The 16,822-nt window shown below is 71.8% G+C and carries 12 protein-coding genes; 6 read left to right on the top strand and 6 right to left on the bottom strand.

Annotated elements, in window-relative coordinates; all coding sequences use genetic code 11:
• Positions 1-23 precede the first annotated feature (23 nt).
• Together POL25_RS28100 and POL25_RS28095 are read right to left on the bottom strand one after the other, a co-directional pair.
• On the bottom strand, positions 24-410 hold the full coding sequence (locus tag POL25_RS28100) for a TIGR02266 family protein (protein ID WP_272089306.1): 387 nt from the start codon (positions 408-410) through the stop codon (positions 24-26).
• A 64-nt stretch (positions 411-474) separates the two neighbouring features.
• Positions 475-1,233, bottom strand: coding sequence for a Stp1/IreP family PP2C-type Ser/Thr phosphatase (locus tag POL25_RS28095; RefSeq protein ID WP_272089305.1), 759 nt, complete (start codon positions 1,231-1,233; stop codon positions 475-477).
• Positions 1,234-1,370: 137 nt separating this feature from the next.
• Here POL25_RS28095 and POL25_RS28090 point away from each other — a divergent pair, with 137 nt between their 5' ends.
• The gene (locus POL25_RS28090; RefSeq protein ID WP_272089304.1) at positions 1,371-2,666 is read left to right on the top strand and encodes a CinA family nicotinamide mononucleotide deamidase-related protein; all 1,296 of its coding nucleotides are present in this window, start codon (positions 1,371-1,373) and stop codon (positions 2,664-2,666) included.
• A gap of 349 nt (positions 2,667-3,015) precedes the next feature.
• Here POL25_RS28090 and POL25_RS28085 read toward each other — a convergent pair whose 3' ends face one another.
• A complete protein-coding gene (locus POL25_RS28085) occupies positions 3,016-4,698 on the bottom strand; it encodes a bifunctional metallophosphatase/5'-nucleotidase (RefSeq protein WP_272089303.1) in 1,683 nt (560 codons plus the stop codon).
• A 377-nt stretch (positions 4,699-5,075) separates the two neighbouring features.
• Between POL25_RS28085 and POL25_RS28080 the strand changes: the two genes are divergently transcribed.
• The 3 genes from POL25_RS28080 to POL25_RS28070 all read left to right on the top strand — a co-directional run bounded on the left by POL25_RS28080 (position 5,076) and on the right by POL25_RS28070 (position 8,717).
• The gene (locus POL25_RS28080) at positions 5,076-6,206 is read left to right on the top strand and encodes a hypothetical protein (protein ID WP_272089302.1); all 1,131 of its coding nucleotides are present in this window, start codon (positions 5,076-5,078) and stop codon (positions 6,204-6,206) included.
• A gap of 171 nt (positions 6,207-6,377) precedes the next feature.
• On the top strand, positions 6,378-7,604 hold the full coding sequence (recA, locus tag POL25_RS28075) for a recombinase RecA (RefSeq protein ID WP_272089301.1): 1,227 nt from the start codon (positions 6,378-6,380) through the stop codon (positions 7,602-7,604).
• Positions 7,605-7,847: 243 nt separating this feature from the next.
• Positions 7,848-8,717 carry an NAD(P)H-binding protein gene (locus tag POL25_RS28070; protein WP_272089300.1) on the top strand — a complete coding sequence of 290 codons (870 nt, stop codon included), beginning with the start codon at positions 7,848-7,850 and terminating at the stop codon, positions 8,715-8,717.
• Positions 8,718-8,842: 125 nt separating this feature from the next.
• Here POL25_RS28070 and POL25_RS28065 read toward each other — a convergent pair whose 3' ends face one another.
• Positions 8,843-10,285, bottom strand: a complete 1,443-nt coding sequence (locus POL25_RS28065) for a carotenoid oxygenase family protein (protein ID WP_272089299.1) — start codon at positions 10,283-10,285, stop codon at positions 8,843-8,845.
• 122 nt (positions 10,286-10,407) lie between these two features.
• On the opposite strand from POL25_RS28065, the gene POL25_RS28060 reads away from it, so the two are divergent.
• Positions 10,408-11,490 (top strand): hypothetical protein, encoded by a 1,083-nt coding sequence (locus POL25_RS28060; protein WP_272089298.1) that lies wholly within the window; start codon positions 10,408-10,410, stop codon positions 11,488-11,490.
• A gap of 167 nt (positions 11,491-11,657) precedes the next feature.
• On the opposite strand, the gene radA is transcribed toward POL25_RS28060, so the two are convergent.
• A complete protein-coding gene (gene radA / locus POL25_RS28055; RefSeq protein WP_272089297.1) occupies positions 11,658-13,046 on the bottom strand; it encodes a DNA repair protein RadA in 1,389 nt (462 codons plus the stop codon).
• Between the two features lie 316 nt (positions 13,047-13,362).
• A complete protein-coding gene (locus POL25_RS28050) occupies positions 13,363-15,510 on the bottom strand; it encodes a TIGR04551 family protein (protein ID WP_272089296.1) in 2,148 nt (715 codons plus the stop codon).
• A gap of 178 nt (positions 15,511-15,688) precedes the next feature.
• Between POL25_RS28050 and nagZ the strand changes: the two genes are divergently transcribed.
• Positions 15,689-16,822, top strand: a complete 1,134-nt coding sequence (gene nagZ / locus POL25_RS28045; RefSeq protein WP_272089295.1) for a beta-N-acetylhexosaminidase — start codon at positions 15,689-15,691, stop codon at positions 16,820-16,822.

Raw genomic sequence — 16,822 nt, 5'->3', positions numbered from 1 at the left:
GAGCGCCCGGGCGGAGGCCGGGCTCAGGGCTTGATGTCGGTCGTGACGTCGAGGTACGCGATCGCGCGCACCAGCTCGAGCAGGCGGCTGCGCGTCTTCGGGGCGGCGTGATCGAAGCGCACGCCCATGCCCGGCTTGTCGGGCGCGACCTGCCCGGTCGTGCTCCACATGACCTCGCCCGTCAGCTCGAGCCGCTGCGGCGTCGGCTGGCCGGCGTCGGCGCGCGGCGTGAACGCGAGCTGCAGCGCGGTGCCGACCGGCAGCGGCTTGTCGGTCGAGATGAAGATGCCCATCGACGAGATGTCGGTGATGTGGGCGTAGAGAAAGGTGTCACCCGAGGTGCAGTCGACCTCGAAGTGGACCGGGTGGCGGGCCTCGGCGCGGCGATTGGCGGGAGAGTCTGTGGTCACGAGAATTCACCCGTGAAGATGGGGTGGGGAGCGAGCGAGCCGCGGAGCCGGTGGGCGCCGCAGGTCAGAGGTTGCACTGGATCAGCATGGCGGTGATGTTGTCGGTCCCGCCGGCGCGGTTGGCCTGCTCGATCAGCTCGGCGACCGCGTTCTCGAGGGTGCTGGCCTCGCGCACGATCTTGAAGATCGTCTTGTCGTCGACCATGCCCGACAGGCCGTCGGAGCAGAGCACGAACTGGTCGCCGTCGTTCACCTGGTGCTTGGTGATGTCGACCTGGACCGTGTCGCGCATGCCGAGCGCGCGCGTGATGACGTTCTTGTGCGGGAAGTTGCGGGCCTCTTCCTCGCTCATGTCGGGCCGCGCGTCCTTGTAGTCCTCGAGCAGCGAGTGGTCGCGCGTGAGCTGCTTGATCTCGGCGTTGATCCGGTAGCAGCGCGAGTCGCCGACGTGGGAGATGTAGACGTGGTCGCCGACGAACATGCAGCCGACGATCGTGGTGCCCATGCCGCGCAGGTTCGGGTTCTTTTGCGCGGCGTCGTAGATGCGCGCGTTGGCCAGCCTCACGGCGGCGACCATGCGGTTCTCGGGATAGGACAGGTTCGGGTCGTAGCGGTACGGCCACGTCGCGTCCATGTCCTTCGAGTGCATGTAGAACTCGCTGATCACGTCGCCGGAGAGCTTGCTCGCGACCTCGCCGCACGCGTGCCCGCCCATGCCATCGGCGACCAGGAACACCTTCTCGTCTTCGATCAGCGAGAAGTAATCCTCGTTGTGGGCGCGCTTCATGCCCACATCGGTCTTGGCAGCGTAACGAAGTCGCACGGTGGCGTTTATCCTAGCGGACCCTCGCAAGCGCGGAAAGACCGGCGACCGGGCGCGCGGAGGGCGCTCCAGCCCGCACCGCCGAGCCACCCGCGCCCAGGCCGTCGCGCGCAGAGGGGTGCTAGGGTGCCCGGGCGATGCCCACGGCCCAGATCCTCACCATCGGCGACGAATTGTTGGCTGGAGACACGGTCAACACCAACCTGGCGTACCTCGGCGAACGCTGTCGACGCCTGGGCTTCGAGGTCGTCCGGGCGCTTTCGGTCCGCGACCGGATCCCCGAGATCGTGGCCGCCGTCGGCGACGGCGCGGTCGATCTCTGCCTCGTCTCCGGCGGCCTCGGCCCCACGTCGGACGACCTCACCGCCGAGGCCGTCGCGCTCGCCGCCGGCGTCCCGCTGGTCCGCGACGCCGCCTCCGAGGCCGCGATCGCGGCCGTGTTCGCCGGCTTCGGCCGACCCATGCCGGACATCAATCGCAAGCAGGCCGACCTGCCGGCGGGCTGCGACGTGTTGCCGAACCCGGTCGGTACGGCCCCGGGCTTCGCCGTCGACCTGCCGCGCGGCACCCTCGTGGCCTGCATGCCCGGGGTCCCGCGCGAGATGAAGAAGATGATGGCCGAGCAGATCGAGCCGCGGCTGCGCCGGCGGTTCGCCCTGCCCGAGCCGCTGCGGCGCGTGTATCGCCTGATCGGCCGCGGCGAATCGGCCGTGGCGGTCGACGTGGAGCCGATTCTTGCCGCGGCGCGGGCCCGCTCGGCGGGGCTCGCGGCCGTCTACCTCCACTACCGGGCCGCGACGCCGCAGGTGCTGCTGATCCTCGAGGCGCTGGCCGGCGAGGGCGGGGCCCGGGCCACGGAAGAGGAGCTGCGCAGCTTCGACGCCCCGTTCGAGGCGGCGCTCGGCCGCTCGCTCTACGGCATCGGCGAGGCCGAGCTCGAGGTGCGGGTGCTGGCCGCCTGTCGCCAGGCGGGCCTCACCCTCGGCACCGCCGAGTCCTGTACCGGGGGACGGGTGGCCGCGCGGCTCACCGCTGTGGCCGGCTCCTCGGACGTGGTCCTCGGCGGGGTGGTGGCCTACGCCAACAGCGTGAAGACGGGGATCTTGGGGGTCACGGAGGACAGTCTCGCCACCCATGGGGCGGTGTCCGAACCGGTGGCGCGCGAGATGGCCGAGGGCGCGCGACGGGCGCTGGGCGTCGATCTGGCCGTCAGCATCACCGGTATCGCCGGACCCGGCGGCGGCTCGCCCGAGAAGCCGGTCGGCACGGTCGACTTCGCGGTCGCGGACGCCGAGACGTGCACGCACAAGCGCGTGCAACTGTGGGGCGACCGGGCGCTCATCCAGCACACGGCAGGGATGGTGGCCCTCAAGCTGGTGTGGGACCGCCTGGTGGCTCGCGGCCTCGCCGAGGTCCGCGAACTCGAAGCTTGAGAGTTTTCCAGACGCTCGCCGCACAATCCTCCGGCGACTTCACGCCAGGAAGATCTCGCTCGCCGCAGGCAGGCGTTTTGGCGGTGAACGCCGGCGCGCCGGGGAGTCGCGGCCGAGTCGCGGCGAGAGGCGCGGCGCGGCGGCGGGTGGCCCTCGGGTCATGTAGCGCGGGACATGTTCTTAAAAATTGAGTTCGTGGGCCCGCGTCAGCCGGCGCTCGTCGAAAGGGACATGTCGAAGGGGACATGTCGAAGGGGGCATGTCGAAGGGGGCATGCTCTAAAGGACATGCCTCACAGGGCATGTCCTCGTGGACATGCTGCAGCGCGGGCCTCCGGAGCTCGCCGCGGTCACGGGCAGCGGACCGGTGGCTCGCCGGGGGCGCGGATCCGCGGGTGCTCGGGGTCGTGGTAGGCGAGCGGCGCCAGCGTGGCGGGGCCGAGCTTCTCGAGCTCGGCGGCCAGGGCCTCGCGCAGCGGTGGGTCCTCCTCGAGCGTGACGGTCGCCAGGCCGCGCTCCTGCAGGCCGGCGAAGGCCCGGTCGCCGCCGGTGGCCAGGAAGTCGCTGGCGAGCACCACGATCTCCTGATCCGCCGCGAGCGTGACCCCGGCGGCCTGCAGGCTGACGCGGAGGTCGGGGCCGTCGCAGGTGGCGACCGCGTCCAGGCCGCCGAGCGAGAAGAAGGCGCCGCCGCCGAGGCTGCCGGCGATCATCGCCGCGAAGTCGCCGGCGCGCAGCTTCACGCGGGCGAACCGGTTGTCGAACGGGAACGCCTCGTACAGCGCCCCGTAGCGCAGCGGTCCGGCGGGCAGGTCGGCGCGCACGCCACCGCCGTTGATGATGGCGACGTCGGCGTCGGGCCGGGCCCGCAGCATGAGGTCGACGAACAGGTTGCCGACGGCGTTCTCGCCGCGGCGTCGGGCCACGAACGGGGCGGCGATCGTCGGCCCGAGCGGGCGCTCGCGCATCGCGTCGGCGGTCGCCAGGGCCGGGGCGATCACGGCGGCCACCGCGGGGTCGGGCGTCAGGGGCCGGCCGTCGTCGTCGCGTGGATCGCAGACCGACAGCGGATCGTCGGGGTCGGCCTCGGCCGCGGCGCACAGGCGACGTGGCGCGTGGACCATGTTCGATACGACATGTCCCGAAGTTTTATCGACGACCAGGTCGACGCGGCCGAAGGCGACCCCGAGCGCGTACGACTGGACGATCGCCACACCGGCGACGCGGTGGGCCATGGCCTGGTGGGTGTGGCCAGCGACGATGACGTCGACGGCGCCGGGCGGGAGGGCGCGGGCGACGGCCATGATCTCGTGGTCGGCCTCGCAGACCGCCAGGTCGTCGGGGTCGGCGAAGCCGGTGCAGCGGCCGCCGGCGTGCGCCGCGACGACGATCACCGCGGCCCCGCGGGCGCGCAGCGAGGCGGCCTCGCTGGCGATCGCGGCGGCCAGCGGGGCGACCTCGAGGTCGGCGACGTTGGCGGCGATGGTGGTGTGCGGGGTGGCCTCGGTGGTCACGCCGACGATGCCGACCTTGATGCCGGCGCGCTCGATCATCTGCGAGGGCACGCCGAGGCCCAGCGGTGCGCTGTCCTTGCGGCGCAGGTTGGCCGACAGGAAGGGGAACGGGGCTTGAACGATGCGCGCCAGCAGGGCCCCGCGCGGGTCGGCCTCGCCTGCGCCGAACGGCGGCGTGGCAGTAGCCCTCGGGCCGATCGGACCGAAATCGAACTCGTGGTTGCCGATGGTCACGGCGTCGTAGCCGAGCGCGGCGTAGGCATCGACGACGCTGGCGCCCTCGACGAGGTTCGACTCGAGGGTGCCCTGGAACATGTCGCCGGCGTCGACCAGGACGACGCCGCCGCCGGCCCCGGCGCGCTCGCGTCGCAGCGCTTCGAGGTGGGCGGCCAGCAGCGGGAGGGCGCGCAGGTGGCCGTGGAGGTCGCTGGTGCCGACGATCGAGAGGACGACGCGGTCCTCGGCCGGCGGCTCCTCGGCGCGCGGGCGACAGGCGCCGGCGAGCACGCACAGGAGCATGAGCGCGAGGCGGACCGCGGAGCTCGGCGCGGGACGAGGCGGGCGAGGCCGGGCGGGCGGTTGCGAGAGCAGGGAAGCGGCGGCGAGGCGGAGTCGTGCGGGCAGAGGTTGCGAGAGCGGGCTCGCAGAGGCGAGGCGAAGTCGCGCGGACGTAGGTTGCGAGAGTGGGCTCGTGGACGCGGGTTGGCTCGCGGGTTCGTTCGCGCGGGCCGGTCGCGTGGAGCAGACGCGCGGCTCCGCGACGCGCACGCCGCGGGTTCGGGGCGGGGAGCGGCGTGGGCGAGTCGGCACGGGGGTCACGATAGCCCGTCGAGGCGGAGGCGGGCGCTCCGCTCGGGAGCGGCCTCTGCCGGGCGAATCCGGGGCAAGATGAGAGGATGGTGGATGGGATCACGCCCGAGCGGGTGCGCGAGATCGTGGCGATGGCGGACCAGCCGGTCCTGCGCAACCTCCTGATCACACGCGGGTATCACCGCCTCACGCTGGCGATGGCGCAGCTGCTGGGCCAGGGCGACTTCGCCTGGCCGATCTTCGCCGTGTGGGCGTCGAAGCAGGCCGGGCAGTTCATCCGCGAAGAGGAGCTCGGGGCGGGGGTGTCGGCGATCCTGGCCGCGCGGCTGCCCGGGTTGCCGGTCGGCGTGGCCGTGGGCGCGCCGGTGCGGCGGGCGCTGGCGCAGGTCGCTCGCCACGTCGGCGGCGGCAACACGATCGTGTTCGCGGAGCTGGGGGAGGCGTTCGCGGCCTTTTCGGCGGCCTTCGCCGAGCCCGCGGCGCGCACCGAGGAGCGGCTGGCCGACGTGGTGGGGCGTTTCAGCGAGGGGCCGAGCCTGCCCGACGTGGTGACGCTCGCGGCCGACGGGGCGCTGGAGCGGCAGCCGCAGGGCGGGCAGACGATGCTGCGCGAGGCGCTTCACTACTACTTCATGGCCCTGCACGAGCGCTCGCCGGCGATCCGCGCCGAGCTGGTGCTGCTGGCCAACGGGCTGTGCGGGCTGCACGAGCAGACGCGGCTCCAGCCGTACATCGCCGGGGCGCTGTCGGCCCCGCTGACCGACCTGCAGGGCGTGGTCGAGGGGCCGGTGGCGGCGGCGCTGGGCGTGGTGGTGCGCCGGGCGGCCACCGAATTGATGATGACGATGGCGCTGCCGGGGCAGGTGCTGCGGCTCGGCTTCGACCTGCCGGCGCCGCCGGGGCAGCCGCTGTGGCCCGACGGGCTGGCGCGGCTGGAGCACCCGCGGCTGGTGCAGCTCACGGAGGAGCTGGGCGCCTACGAGGCGCGCGAGCGCCGGCTCGGGCTGGCCGACCGGGTCGAGGACTGGCTCGGGTTCGGCGGGCCGGAGGCGCAGGGCTCGGGGGCCGACGACTGGTCGCAACTCGGCGACCGCATGCGCTACATCTTCGAGTACTTTCGCTCGCGCCAGCGCGACGCGAGCCTGCTGGCGCCGCCGTTCTCCGCGGCCCAGGAGCAGGACATGCTGGCCGGGCGGGTCCCCGCGGGCCCGCTGTGACCGGGGATCGCCGGCCGGAGCGGAGGCCGGCGCGGCGGCGAAAAACCGGGAGAAGCGCCCGGGGAGGCGATCCAGGGGATTTCAAGGGCCGAAAGCGCTTGATACGGAACACTTGTTCTCCTATAGATCATGCGCGGGCGCTAGACCGCGCACTGAGGATCCAAAACGCTCATGGCCACGACACCCCCGACCCCTCCCGCTCTTAATCAGCGCGACTCCGCGATCGAGCTGGCCCTGCAGACCATCGAGAAGCAGTTCGGCAAGGGCTCGATCATGCGGCTCAAGGACGGCAAGATGCCGTCAGGCGAGGTCGGCGTGATCTCGACCGGCGCGGTCCCGCTGGACATCGCGCTCGGCATCGGCGGGCTGCCGCGCGGGCGCATCGTCGAGATTTACGGGCCGGAGTCGTCGGGCAAGACGACGCTGACCCTGCACGTGGTGGCCGAGGCCCAGCGCCGCGGCGGCGTGTGCGCCTTCATCGACGCCGAGCACGCCCTCGACGTCAGCTACGCCCGCAAGATCGGCGTGCGCACCGAGGACCTGCTGGTCTCGCAGCCCGACTTCGGCGAGCAGGCGCTCGAGATCTGCGAGACGCTGGTCCGCTCGGGCGCGATCGACGTCATCGTCGTCGACTCGGTGGCGGCGCTGACGCCGAAGGCCGAGCTCGAGGGCGAGATGGGCGACAGCCACGTCGGCCTGCAGGCGCGCCTGATGAGCCAGGCGCTGCGCAAGCTGACCGGCGCGGTCGCCCGCAGCCGCACGATGGTCATCTTCATCAACCAGCTGCGCATGAAGATCGGCGTGATGTTCGGCAGCCCGGAGACGACCACCGGCGGCAACGCGCTCAAGTTCTACTCGTCGGTCCGCCTCGACATCCGCCGCATCGGCGCGATCAAGGAGGGCGAGCAGGTGGTCGGCAACCGCACGCGCGTCAAGGTGGTCAAGAACAAGCTGGCGCCGCCGTTCCGCGAGGTCGAGTTCGACATCACCTACGGCGAGGGAGTCAGCCGCGAGGGCGCGGTGATCGACATGGGCGTCGAGGCCAAGGTGGTCGAGAAGGCCGGCGCGTGGCTGAGCTACCGCGGCGAGCGCATCGGCCAGGGCCGCGAGAACGCCAAGAAGTTCCTCAAGGAGAACACCGACATCTTCAACAAGATCGAGTCGGAGATCCTGGCCAAGCACGGCATCACGCCGGCGCATCAGGCCACCGTGCCGGTGGCGCAGCCCCCCGGCGACGGCGACGGGCCGGCCAAGGGCGGGCCCATCAAGATGGTGCCGGCCGCCGGCGACTCCGACGAGGGCAAGGGCCGCGGCGGCCCGCGCGGCGGCAAGGCGCCGGAGCCGGAGCCGGAGCCCGGCAAGGGCAAGGGCGGGCCGGTCAAGGCCGCCGGCAAGTAGAGGCCCCGCCGGCTGGCCACGCGAGCCAGCGGCGCGACGCTACCGTTCAAGGTCGTCGCGCCGTGCGGGCGGTGACATGACCCAAGAGACAGAGAGAGTCACCGCGCCGTGCGGGCGGCGGCATGGCTTAAGAGTCAGCACGGCGCGTCGCGCTGTGCGGTCGGTGATATGACCCGAGAGACAGTACGGCGCGTCGCGCCGTGCGGTCTGTGACATGACCCAAGAGACAGAGAGGGGAGCGCCATGAGCATCGTCGTGACCACGCCGACCGGGCATGTCGGCTCGCGCGTGACCCACCTGCTGGTCCAGGCCGGCGAACGACCCCGGGTGCTGGTGCGCAGCGCCGCCCGCATCGACGCCGCGCTGCGCGAGCGGGTCGAGGTCGTCGAGGCCGACCAACTCGACGCCGACGCCGTCGTCGCCGCCACGCGGGGCGCGACGGCGCTGTACTGGGTGGCGCCGCCGACCGGCGCCGACGACCCGCTCGAAGGTTACGCGCGGCTGGCCGCCAACCTGGTCCGCGCGGTGCGGGAGAACGCCATCCCGCGCGTGGTCTTCCAGTCGAGCGTCGGCGCCGAGAGGCGCCACGGGATGGGCGACATCGACGGGCTGGCCGCGACCGAGGTCGCGCTCGACGGGCTCGGCGTGGCGGTCACGCACCTGCGCTGCGGCTATTTCTTCACCAACTTGCTGCTCGAGGTGGAGTCGCTCCGCGGCGGCGTGCTGGCGACCGCGATGGCGATCGATCGCCCGCTGCCGTGGGTCGATCCGCGCGACATCGGCGAGGTGGCGGCGGCGCGGTTGCTCTCGACGACGTGGACCGGCCGCCAGGTGCAGGCGGTCCACGGCCCGCGCGACCTCAGCTTCGTCGAGGCGGCGGGCGTGCTGTCGCAGGCGCTGGGCCGGCGCATCGCGGCGGTCCAGAGCTCCGACGACGAGGTCCGCGCCGCGCTGGCGCAGGCCGGCATGTCGAAGCCGCAGATCGAGGCGATCGTCGGCATGGCGGCCGGGATGCGCGAGGGCTTCGTCGCCGAAGATCGAAGGACCGCGGCGACGACGACGCCGACGAGCCTGGACGCGTGGGCCCGCGAGCACCTGCGGCCGCTGCTGTGACGACCGTCGTCTTTTCCTAACGAGCGCGAGGGCGCGCGCCCGGGTCGTCTTCGAGGCATGTCGCAGGGGACATGCCCGCACGGACATGCGCGAAAGGGCATGTCCTCGAGGGCATGTCCGAAGCGTCAGTCCTCGGCGTCGGCCACGAAGGTGCCGTGGAAGCCGAGCGGCGTGGCGTGGGGCAAGCGCAGGCGGGCGACGGTGGCGAGGTCGCGGGCGTCGAGGACCAGCAGGTGGTTGGCGCGCTCGTCGTCGACGTAGTGCATCGACAGCAGCCAGCCGTCGTCCTCGTCGGCGCCTCCGGGGCGGGGCACGAACACCGGCTCGCCGGCGAGGGCGGGGCCGAAGTCGCGGAACGTGGTGGTGGCGGCGTCGCAGTCGATCTTGAGGAGACCGGTCGAGAACGGGGCCTTGCGGCCGGGGGCGGAGCCGATCGACCAGGCGTAGCGGTGGCGTCGGCTGATGCGGTCCTGGCGGATCGTGCCGAGCTCGCCGGTGTGATCGGTGAGCGTCTGCTCGCTGACGCCGCCGTCCGGGTCGATGCGGTAGCGCGTGAGGTACGGCTTGACGTGATCCTCGGGCCGGTCGGGCCGCGGGTTGAGGTCGGGGAACCGCTGCATGCGGAAGCCGTCGACGAAGATCGTGCCGTGCTCGTCCTCGAAGCCGTTGGGGAAGTGGAAGATGAAGCAGCCGCTGGTCTCGGTGCGGCGGTGCGCGGTGCTGTCGCGGTCGACGACGAGGATCTGCGTCGGCCCGGGCAGGGCGCGCATGGTCTGCACCGGCGGCGCCAGGCCGAGCAGCATCTTGCGCAGGTCGAAGGCGGTCGGCGTGAGGAAGAAGACGCGATGGCGGGCGGTCAGCACGAAGTCGTGGATGAAGTAACCACCCGGCAGGTCGATGAACTCGGGCCGGGCGGCCCGCCCGCTGGCGTCGACGCGGTAGAGGCACAGGCGCGAGCGGGTGCCGGTGGCGGCCAGGCCGAAATTGAAGAGCTCGCCGGTGACGGGGCAGACCTTGGGGTGGGCGCTGAACGGCAGCTCGGGGGCGACCATGCGCTCGATGAAGCTGCCGGGGTTCTCCAGGGCGCCGCCGAGGTCGTCGCGGGCGAGGGTGTCGAGGTTGCCGGGGTCGAGCCGGTGCGGCCAGCCGGCCTCCCACAGCGCGAGCAGCTTGCCGCCGTGGAGGACGACGCTGGTGTTGGCGACGTTCTTGAACCGGGTGCGCAGGAGGTTCTTCAGCAGGCCGCCGGGGATGTTGGTGCCGAAGTTGCGAAAGAGGATCCGCCGGGCCGACTCCTCGGCGAGAAACTCGCGAGTGCGGACGTAGCGGTTGCGGTAGGTGACCCCACGACCGTCAAAGGCGAAGCGGTTGATGTGCCCGTCGCCGTCGAACAAATGCCCGTAGCGATGGCCGTACAGCTCGAGCCGCCCGGGGCCGTTGCGGAACAACACGCCGCGCAGCTCGTCGGGGACGGCGCCCTCGCACAGCGGGAGGCGGACGTCGAACTCCTGGGTGACGGCCTCGTTGGAGCGCTCGTAGATGTCGTAGAGCTCGGGTGCGCCGGACATTCAGGCGATGTAGTCGAGGCCGGCGCAAATTGCGAGGAGGACCGGGGATCAAAACGCGCTCAGGTGCCGCCGGCCCCGCCGCAGCGGCGAACCCGGGGCGTTTGTGTTAGGGTGGGTGTTCGATGACGCGGAGCTCGTTCACGGCGATCCTCCTGGGCGGGGCGCTCGCAGGCGGCTGTTCGAAGCCGAACCCGCTGTTCCTCGACACCTGGGACCCCGTCACCGACAGCAGCTCGCAGAGCATGACTTCGGTCGGCCCGAGCGAGCCGACCACGCTCGATCCGCCGGTCACCGTGACGGGCGATCCGCCGACCACGACCAGCACCACCGACGACATCACGTCGACCGTGTCGTCGGACCCCAGCACGACGACCGGGCCGAACCCGACGACCGAGACCACCGGCGAGCCGTTCCTGTGCCCCGGCGATCAGCTCGACATGGAGGGCTGTTGCTTCGTCGACGTCCCGGTCGCGGCCGACACGTTCTTCAGCGACGCGAACGACGGCGTCGGCACGGGCTGCACGCTCAGCGACCTGCCGGTCGAGTACTCCATGCTGGAGTGCAAGCACGTCAGCTTCGGCAGGGCGCCGACGGTGTCGCTGTTCAAAGACAACGGCAACATCGGCCCCGCGTATACCGGCACCAGCGTGATGGCGCTGCGGTTCCCGCTACAGGACGGCCGGCTGGTGTCGAAGAACGGGCCGATCGAGTCCGAGCAGATCGAGTCGATCCACCTCGAGATGTGGGCGCAGTACCAGAAGAACGTCCACAGCGACCTGAAGTTCGCCGTCCACGTGCTGGACGCGAGCCTGGAGTGGGACGAGGGCGACGGCGACGGGGCGACCGGCTGCGCCAACGGGCTGGCGTCGTTCCACTGCTTCGAGTGCGGGGCCCAGGTCGGGAACGGGTGCGCCATGGATTGGGGCGGCGATCCCCAGCCGGTCCAGGCGGCCTCGCAGCCGCTCGGGATCGTCGATTTCGTCGGCGACGGCAACTCGGGGATCGAGCCGATCGACCTCAAGCCGCTCGGCGAGCCGAAGGACTGGGTGCCGCAGCTCGCCGGCGGGTTCGTGCTGGTGCCACACTCGAGCAAGTACATGGGCACGTCGTACGACGAGTGGATGCCGTTCCCGGGCGTGACGGTCGAGGCGCGCGAAGGGCTCGGCGACGACCCGAAGCTGCGCGCTCGCGTGTGCATGCGCTGAGCGGACGCCGGCGCGTGTGAGCCCCGGTGACGAAGAGGCGCGCGCAGGGCTCGGCCCTCGCGTCCTGCCGTGGAAGCGCGCGAGGGCAGGGGGCCGCTTGCATTGAAGCAGGTGCCTCCTGCCGCTGAGGCGCGCGAGGGCGCCGGCTGACGCGGACGCCGTGAGGCTCAGCTGAACGCCAGATCGAGCGCCTCGCCGACGGTGCGGGCCAGGCGGACCTCGACGTCGAGCTGCTCTTTCAGCTTCCTGGCCGAAAGGGCATGTTGTTTGGGACCTGTCGGAAGGAGCACCCGCTTCATGCCCAGGCGGGCGGCCTCGGACAGGCGAGCGTCGGTGCGAGGCGCGGGGCGCAGCTCGCCGGTGAGGCCGACCTCGCCGAACACGCACAGGCCGGGCGGGAGCGGCTGGCGGCGGTGCGAGGAGGCGACGGCGAGCAGGACCGCGAGGTCGCTGGCGGGCTCGCCGAGGCGCATGCCGCCGACGACGTTGACGAACACGTCCTGGTCGAGGGCGAACACGCCGGCGTGGCGGTCGAGCACGGCGAGCAGCATGGCGAGGCGGACCGGGTCGACGCCGACGCAGGTGCGGCGCGGGTTGCCGAACGCGGCGGCCAGCAGCGCCTGGACCTCGAGCAGCAGCGGGCGCGAGCCCTCGAGGCTGGCGGTGATGCACGAGCCGATCGCGGGGCTGTCGCGGTCGGTGATGAAGGCCTCGGAGGGGTTGGTGATCTCGCGCAGGCCGTCGCCGCGCATCTCGAACACGCCGAGCTCCTGGGTGCTGCCGTAGCGGTTCTTGGTGGCCCGCAGCATGCGGATCGCCCGCTCCTCGTCGCCCTCGAACGAGAGCACGGCGTCGACCAGGTGCTCGAGCAGGCGCGGGCCGGCGAGCTGGCCGTCCTTGGTGACGTGGCCGACGACGACGACGGGGACGCCGTGGGTCTTGGCGAAGCCGACCAGGGCCGAGGTGACGGCGCGGATCTGGCTGATGTTGCCCGGCAGGCCGTCCTGGGCGCCGCTGTGCACGGTCTGGACCGAGTCGACGATGAGGGCGGCGAGGGTCTTGGCGCGCTCCTGGGCGGTGCTCAAGATCTCTTCGAGGCGGGTCTCGGCCATCAGCAGGAGGCCCGGGTGGCTGGCGCCGAGGCGACCGCAGCGGGACGCGACCTGGGCCACCGACTCCTCGCCGCTGGCGTAGAGCACGACGCCGTTGCGCCGCGCGAGCCCGACCGAGGCCTGCAGCAGCAGCGTCGACTTGCCGATCCCCGGCGGCCCGCCGAGCAGCACCACGCTGCCGGGGACCAGACCGCCGCCGAGGACCCGATCGATCTCCTGCAGGCCGCACGGGCGGCGGGGCTGGCGGTCGACGATCGTCTGCGCCTCCGTCGAGGCCACCACCTTGCCCGGACCGGCCGGCCGCTCGCCGGGCGACGGGGCCGCGACCTCCTCCTCGATCGAGTTCCAGGCGTCGCAGGCCGGGCACTTGCCGTACCACCCGGACGAGACCGCGCCGCACGCCTGGCACACCCAGCGCTGCTGGGGCTTTTTGACCTTGCTCATGGGACCTGTGTCTTTTTAGAACATGTCGCGCGGGACATGTCGCGAGGGACATGGCGCGAGGGACAGATGAGGCGACCGGCCGAGCGCAGGTCGCGGGCGGACCGGGTTGCGAGCAGGTCTACGTCGACCGCCGGGACGGGGCAAGCTCTGCGGCATGAACCCGCGCGCACGGGCTCGCAGACGAGGATGGCGCCCTCGCGGCGCGCAGGGCCTGGCGCGGGAGGAGGCCGATCCGTCGTCGCGGGGTCGCGGCGTCGTGTCGTGCGTGTGCAGGGCTCCGGACCCGTCGCAAGCGGGTCCGGCCGCCGGCCCGCTGCTAGAAGCGGATGCCGAGCTGGGCTTGCACGGTCTGGGCGGCCTTGGGGTCGCCGTTGTTGGGCAGGCCGGCGAGGGTGCCGTCGGGGCTGTACTCGACGCCGCGGTTGAACGCGCCGAACGGGAACATCACGCCGTACTGGATCTGGAAGAAGATCGGCTCCTGGCGGTCGTGGTAGCGGAACGCCGCGTCGATCTCGAGGCCGTAGTTGGCCTTGTTGCCCCACGTGTTGATCTTCTGGGGGGCGACGGCGTACTCGATGTCGAGGCGGCCGGAGAAGTTGTTGTCGAAGAAGTAGAACGCCAGCCAGGGCTTGAAGTACGCGGCGTTGCTGGCGGTGCCGAGCAGCTCGCGGAACAGCAGCAGGTCGGAGAAGTAGGCCGGGTTGAAGCGGAACTTCGACCACGTGCGATCGTCGAGGTTCGAGTTCCACGGGGTGTTGTAGCGGAACCGCGGGTCGTTGTCGCCGGAGGCGAACCCGTGGTCGAGGCCGAGGTGGAACTTGTCCTTGAACAGGCCGTACTTGAACTCGAGCGCGTAGCCGAACTGGGTCAGCCAGCGGCGGCCCATGTCGGGGCCGTTGATCGTATAGACGTCGTCGCGGTCGTTGCCCTGCGAGATGTCGAACGCGCCGCGGTCGTTGATCTCATGGAACCGGCCGAGCACGGCGGCGCCCTCGAGCTCGACGCGGAGGGTCTTCCAGTTGACGCGGAACCACACGTCGGGCGTGAACACCAGCGCGCGCCGGCGGACCAGGACGTTGGCGTAGTCCTGCAGCTGGTCGTAGTACTGGTTGCCCGAGCTGCCGATGTCGGAGCCGTAGATGTCGTTCTGCTGGGGGTCGATGCCGATGCCGGGGGTGCCGGTGACGCGGTCGACCGCCTGGTAACGGGCCCACACGATCGCACCGTAGTTGATGACCGGGCGCCCGAGCGACAGCTTGCGCTGCAGCATGGCCGGGTCGTCGCGGCGGAGGATCGACAGGCGCCACTGATAGACGTTGTCGAACTTCTCGACGCTGAAGGTCTGACCGGTGGTGTGGTCCTGCTGGTACGGGCCGTAGTACGGGCCGAAGATCTGCGCGGTGGTCGGGCCGCTCGAGGCCCAGTCCCACGAGAACTCGAGCGTGTGGGTGCTGCGGCGGTCCTTGCCGAAGTCGAACCCGAGGCGCAGCGAGTCGACCGAGTCGCCGTAGTCCATGTCGAGCATGCGGACGATGTCGGCCGCCTCGCCACGGTAGTAGCCGTTGCCGTCGTTGGCGACGATGCCCATGCCCCAGTGGTGCGGCATGCGGCCGAACTTGATGTCGAGGCCCCAGCCGAAGCGGATGTGGCCGTACGCGCGCTTGACGACGATGCTGTCGCGGCCGCTGTTGCGCATGTCCGACGGCGGCAGCTGGGTGCGCGTGAACAGGTCGATCGGCGCGTTGGGGTTGTCGCCGAGCAGCGAGTCCGGCGTGCTGCCGAGGACCATGTTGTCGAGCGCGTCGAGCTGCGCGTGGACCTTGACGGTGTCGGTGATGTGCAGCGTGGGCTCGATGCGGAAGCGCATGTTGGCGCTGGCGAACCCGTTGCGGCGGCCGCAGCGGCGGCTGGCCTTGCTGGCGTTGATGCCGAGGCCGGTCAGCGAGCCGACGCAGTTGACGTCGCTGGCGGTCGCGCCCTCGCCGAAGCCGCCGACCGTCTCGGCCGCGACCGACGGCGGCACGAAGTACGGGTTCTCGAGCGCGGCGTTGTCGGCGTAGTTGGTGCCGATCGTCGACTGGTTGCTCTTGCCGCCGCCGAGGTCGAGGCGGTGGAAGTAGTCGGCGCGCATGCGCATGTAGCCGTGCAGCTCGAACAGCTGCAGCTGCCGCAGGCCGCGGGGCTGCGCCGGCACCGGCTCGATCGGCTGCAGCGCCTTCTTGTCCTTCGGCGCCGCCTCGGCGGGGCCTTCCTTCTTCTTGTCGCCGCCCTGGCCGCCCTGGCCCGGCATGCCGCCGCCGCCCATCGGGCCCATGCCGCCCATGCCTCCTCCGCCCATGCCCATGCCGCCGCCCATGGGGCCCTGCGCGTGCGCGGTGGAAGAACCGTTGAACAGGTTGACGAGGCCGAAGGCCGGGATCAGCCAGAAGAGGCGGTGTGGCCGCGAAAACGGAGAGGTCGGCATCGGCGAGGCGCCGGACGCTAACAACCACGGGGTGGTGCGTCAACCAGCCCGCTCGCTCCGATCGCGGGAATCTCGGGAACAAGTCACTCGCCGCTGGAGTTCGGCCGATCGTCGTGCGGCGCTTTCGGGGCCGGCGGCCAATTTGCGGCGCGCGCCCCGGCCCCGTACCCTCGCGGCGATGGCGTCGTGGTGGCAGCCCGGTCAGCTCTTGTTCGTCGGCTTCGAGGGGACGACGGTCCCGCCGGATCTCGCCCGCCTGCTCGGCCAGGGCCGGATCGGCGGCGTGATCCTCTTCGCTCGCAACATCGAAGGTCCGGCGCAGCTGCGCGGGCTGGTGCGTGCGCTGCACGAGGCGGCCCCGCCGGACGTGCCGCTGCTGGTGGGCATCGATCAGGAGGGAGGGCGCGTTCAGCGCCTCAAGGCCCCCTGGACCGTGTGGCCGCCGATGCGAGCGCTCGGGCGGCGCGACGAGCCGACGACCACGGCGGCGGTGGCCGAGGCGCTGGCGCGTGAGCTGTCCGACCTCGGGATCGGCCTCGACTTCGCGCCGGTGGTCGACGTCGACACCAACCCGGCCAACCCGGTGATCGGCGATCGCAGCTTCGCGGCCGAGCCGGCCCGGGTGGCCCGCCACGCCGCGGCCTTCGTCACGGCGATGCAGGGGGCCGGGGTGGCCGCGTGCGCCAAGCATTTCCCGGGGCACGGCGACACTCGCTCCGACAGCCACCTCGAGCTGCCCCGCCTGCCGCACGATCTCGACCGCCTGCGGGAGGTCGAGCTGGTCCCGTTCGCCGCCGCGGCCAAGGCCGGGGTCGCCAGCGTCATGTCGGCCCACGTGCTGTTCGAGGCGCTCGACCGCAAGCGGCCGGCGACCCTGTCGCCGCCGGTGATGCAGTTGCTGCGCGGCGAGCTCGGCTACGACGGGGTGGTGTTCAGCGACGACCTCGAGATGAAGGCGGTCGCCGATCACTTCACCCCGGAGCAGCGGGTCCGCTGGAGCCTCGAGGCCGGGCTCGACGCGCTGCTGGTGTGCAGCAAGGCCGATCTCCGCGACGAGTCGCTGCGCCTGCTCGAGCACCTGCCCGACGCGCTGGTCGAGCCGGCGCTGCGGCGGGTGGTCGCGCTCAAGCAGGCCTACGCGCCGCGCCACCGCGACCGGGTGCTCGGGCCGGCGAAGCCGAAGGCGGCGCCCGGGCTGGTCGCCGATCTGTTCGCGGCGCCCGAGGCCCTGCGCGCGCCGGAGCCGGAGGTGATCGTGCCGCCGTACCCGGAGCACGAGGAGTTGGCCCGGCGGATCCGCGAGGACCGCTGA

The organism is Nannocystis bainbridge (assembly GCF_028368995.1).
Classification (GTDB): domain Bacteria; phylum Myxococcota_A; class Polyangia; order Nannocystales; family Nannocystaceae; genus Nannocystis; species Nannocystis bainbridge.
Note: the sequence above shows the minus strand (reverse complement) of the source record. Positions and strands in the feature narration are given on the sequence as shown.

Bases quoted from the DNA above. Each gene is read 5' to 3' on its own strand.
- POL25_RS28070 (WP_272089300.1), top strand. From the start codon at position 7,848: ATGAGCATCGTCGTGACCACGCCGACCGGGCATGTCGGCTCGCGCGTG.
- POL25_RS28050 (WP_272089296.1), bottom strand. From the start codon at position 15,510: ATGCCGACCTCTCCGTTTTCGCGGCCACACCGCCTCTTCTGGCTGATC.
- POL25_RS28085 (WP_272089303.1), bottom strand. From the start codon at position 4,698: ATGCTCCTGTGCGTGCTCGCCGGCGCCTGTCGCCCGCGCGCCGAGGAG.
- POL25_RS28060 (WP_272089298.1), top strand. From the start codon at position 10,408: ATGACGCGGAGCTCGTTCACGGCGATCCTCCTGGGCGGGGCGCTCGCA.
- recA (WP_272089301.1), top strand. From the start codon at position 6,378: ATGGCCACGACACCCCCGACCCCTCCCGCTCTTAATCAGCGCGACTCC.
- nagZ (WP_272089295.1), top strand. From the start codon at position 15,689: ATGGCGTCGTGGTGGCAGCCCGGTCAGCTCTTGTTCGTCGGCTTCGAG.
- POL25_RS28065 (WP_272089299.1), bottom strand. From the start codon at position 10,285: ATGTCCGGCGCACCCGAGCTCTACGACATCTACGAGCGCTCCAACGAG.
- radA (WP_272089297.1), bottom strand. From the start codon at position 13,046: ATGAGCAAGGTCAAAAAGCCCCAGCAGCGCTGGGTGTGCCAGGCGTGC.
- POL25_RS28080 (WP_272089302.1), top strand. From the start codon at position 5,076: ATGGTGGATGGGATCACGCCCGAGCGGGTGCGCGAGATCGTGGCGATG.
- POL25_RS28090 (WP_272089304.1), top strand. From the start codon at position 1,371: ATGCCCACGGCCCAGATCCTCACCATCGGCGACGAATTGTTGGCTGGA.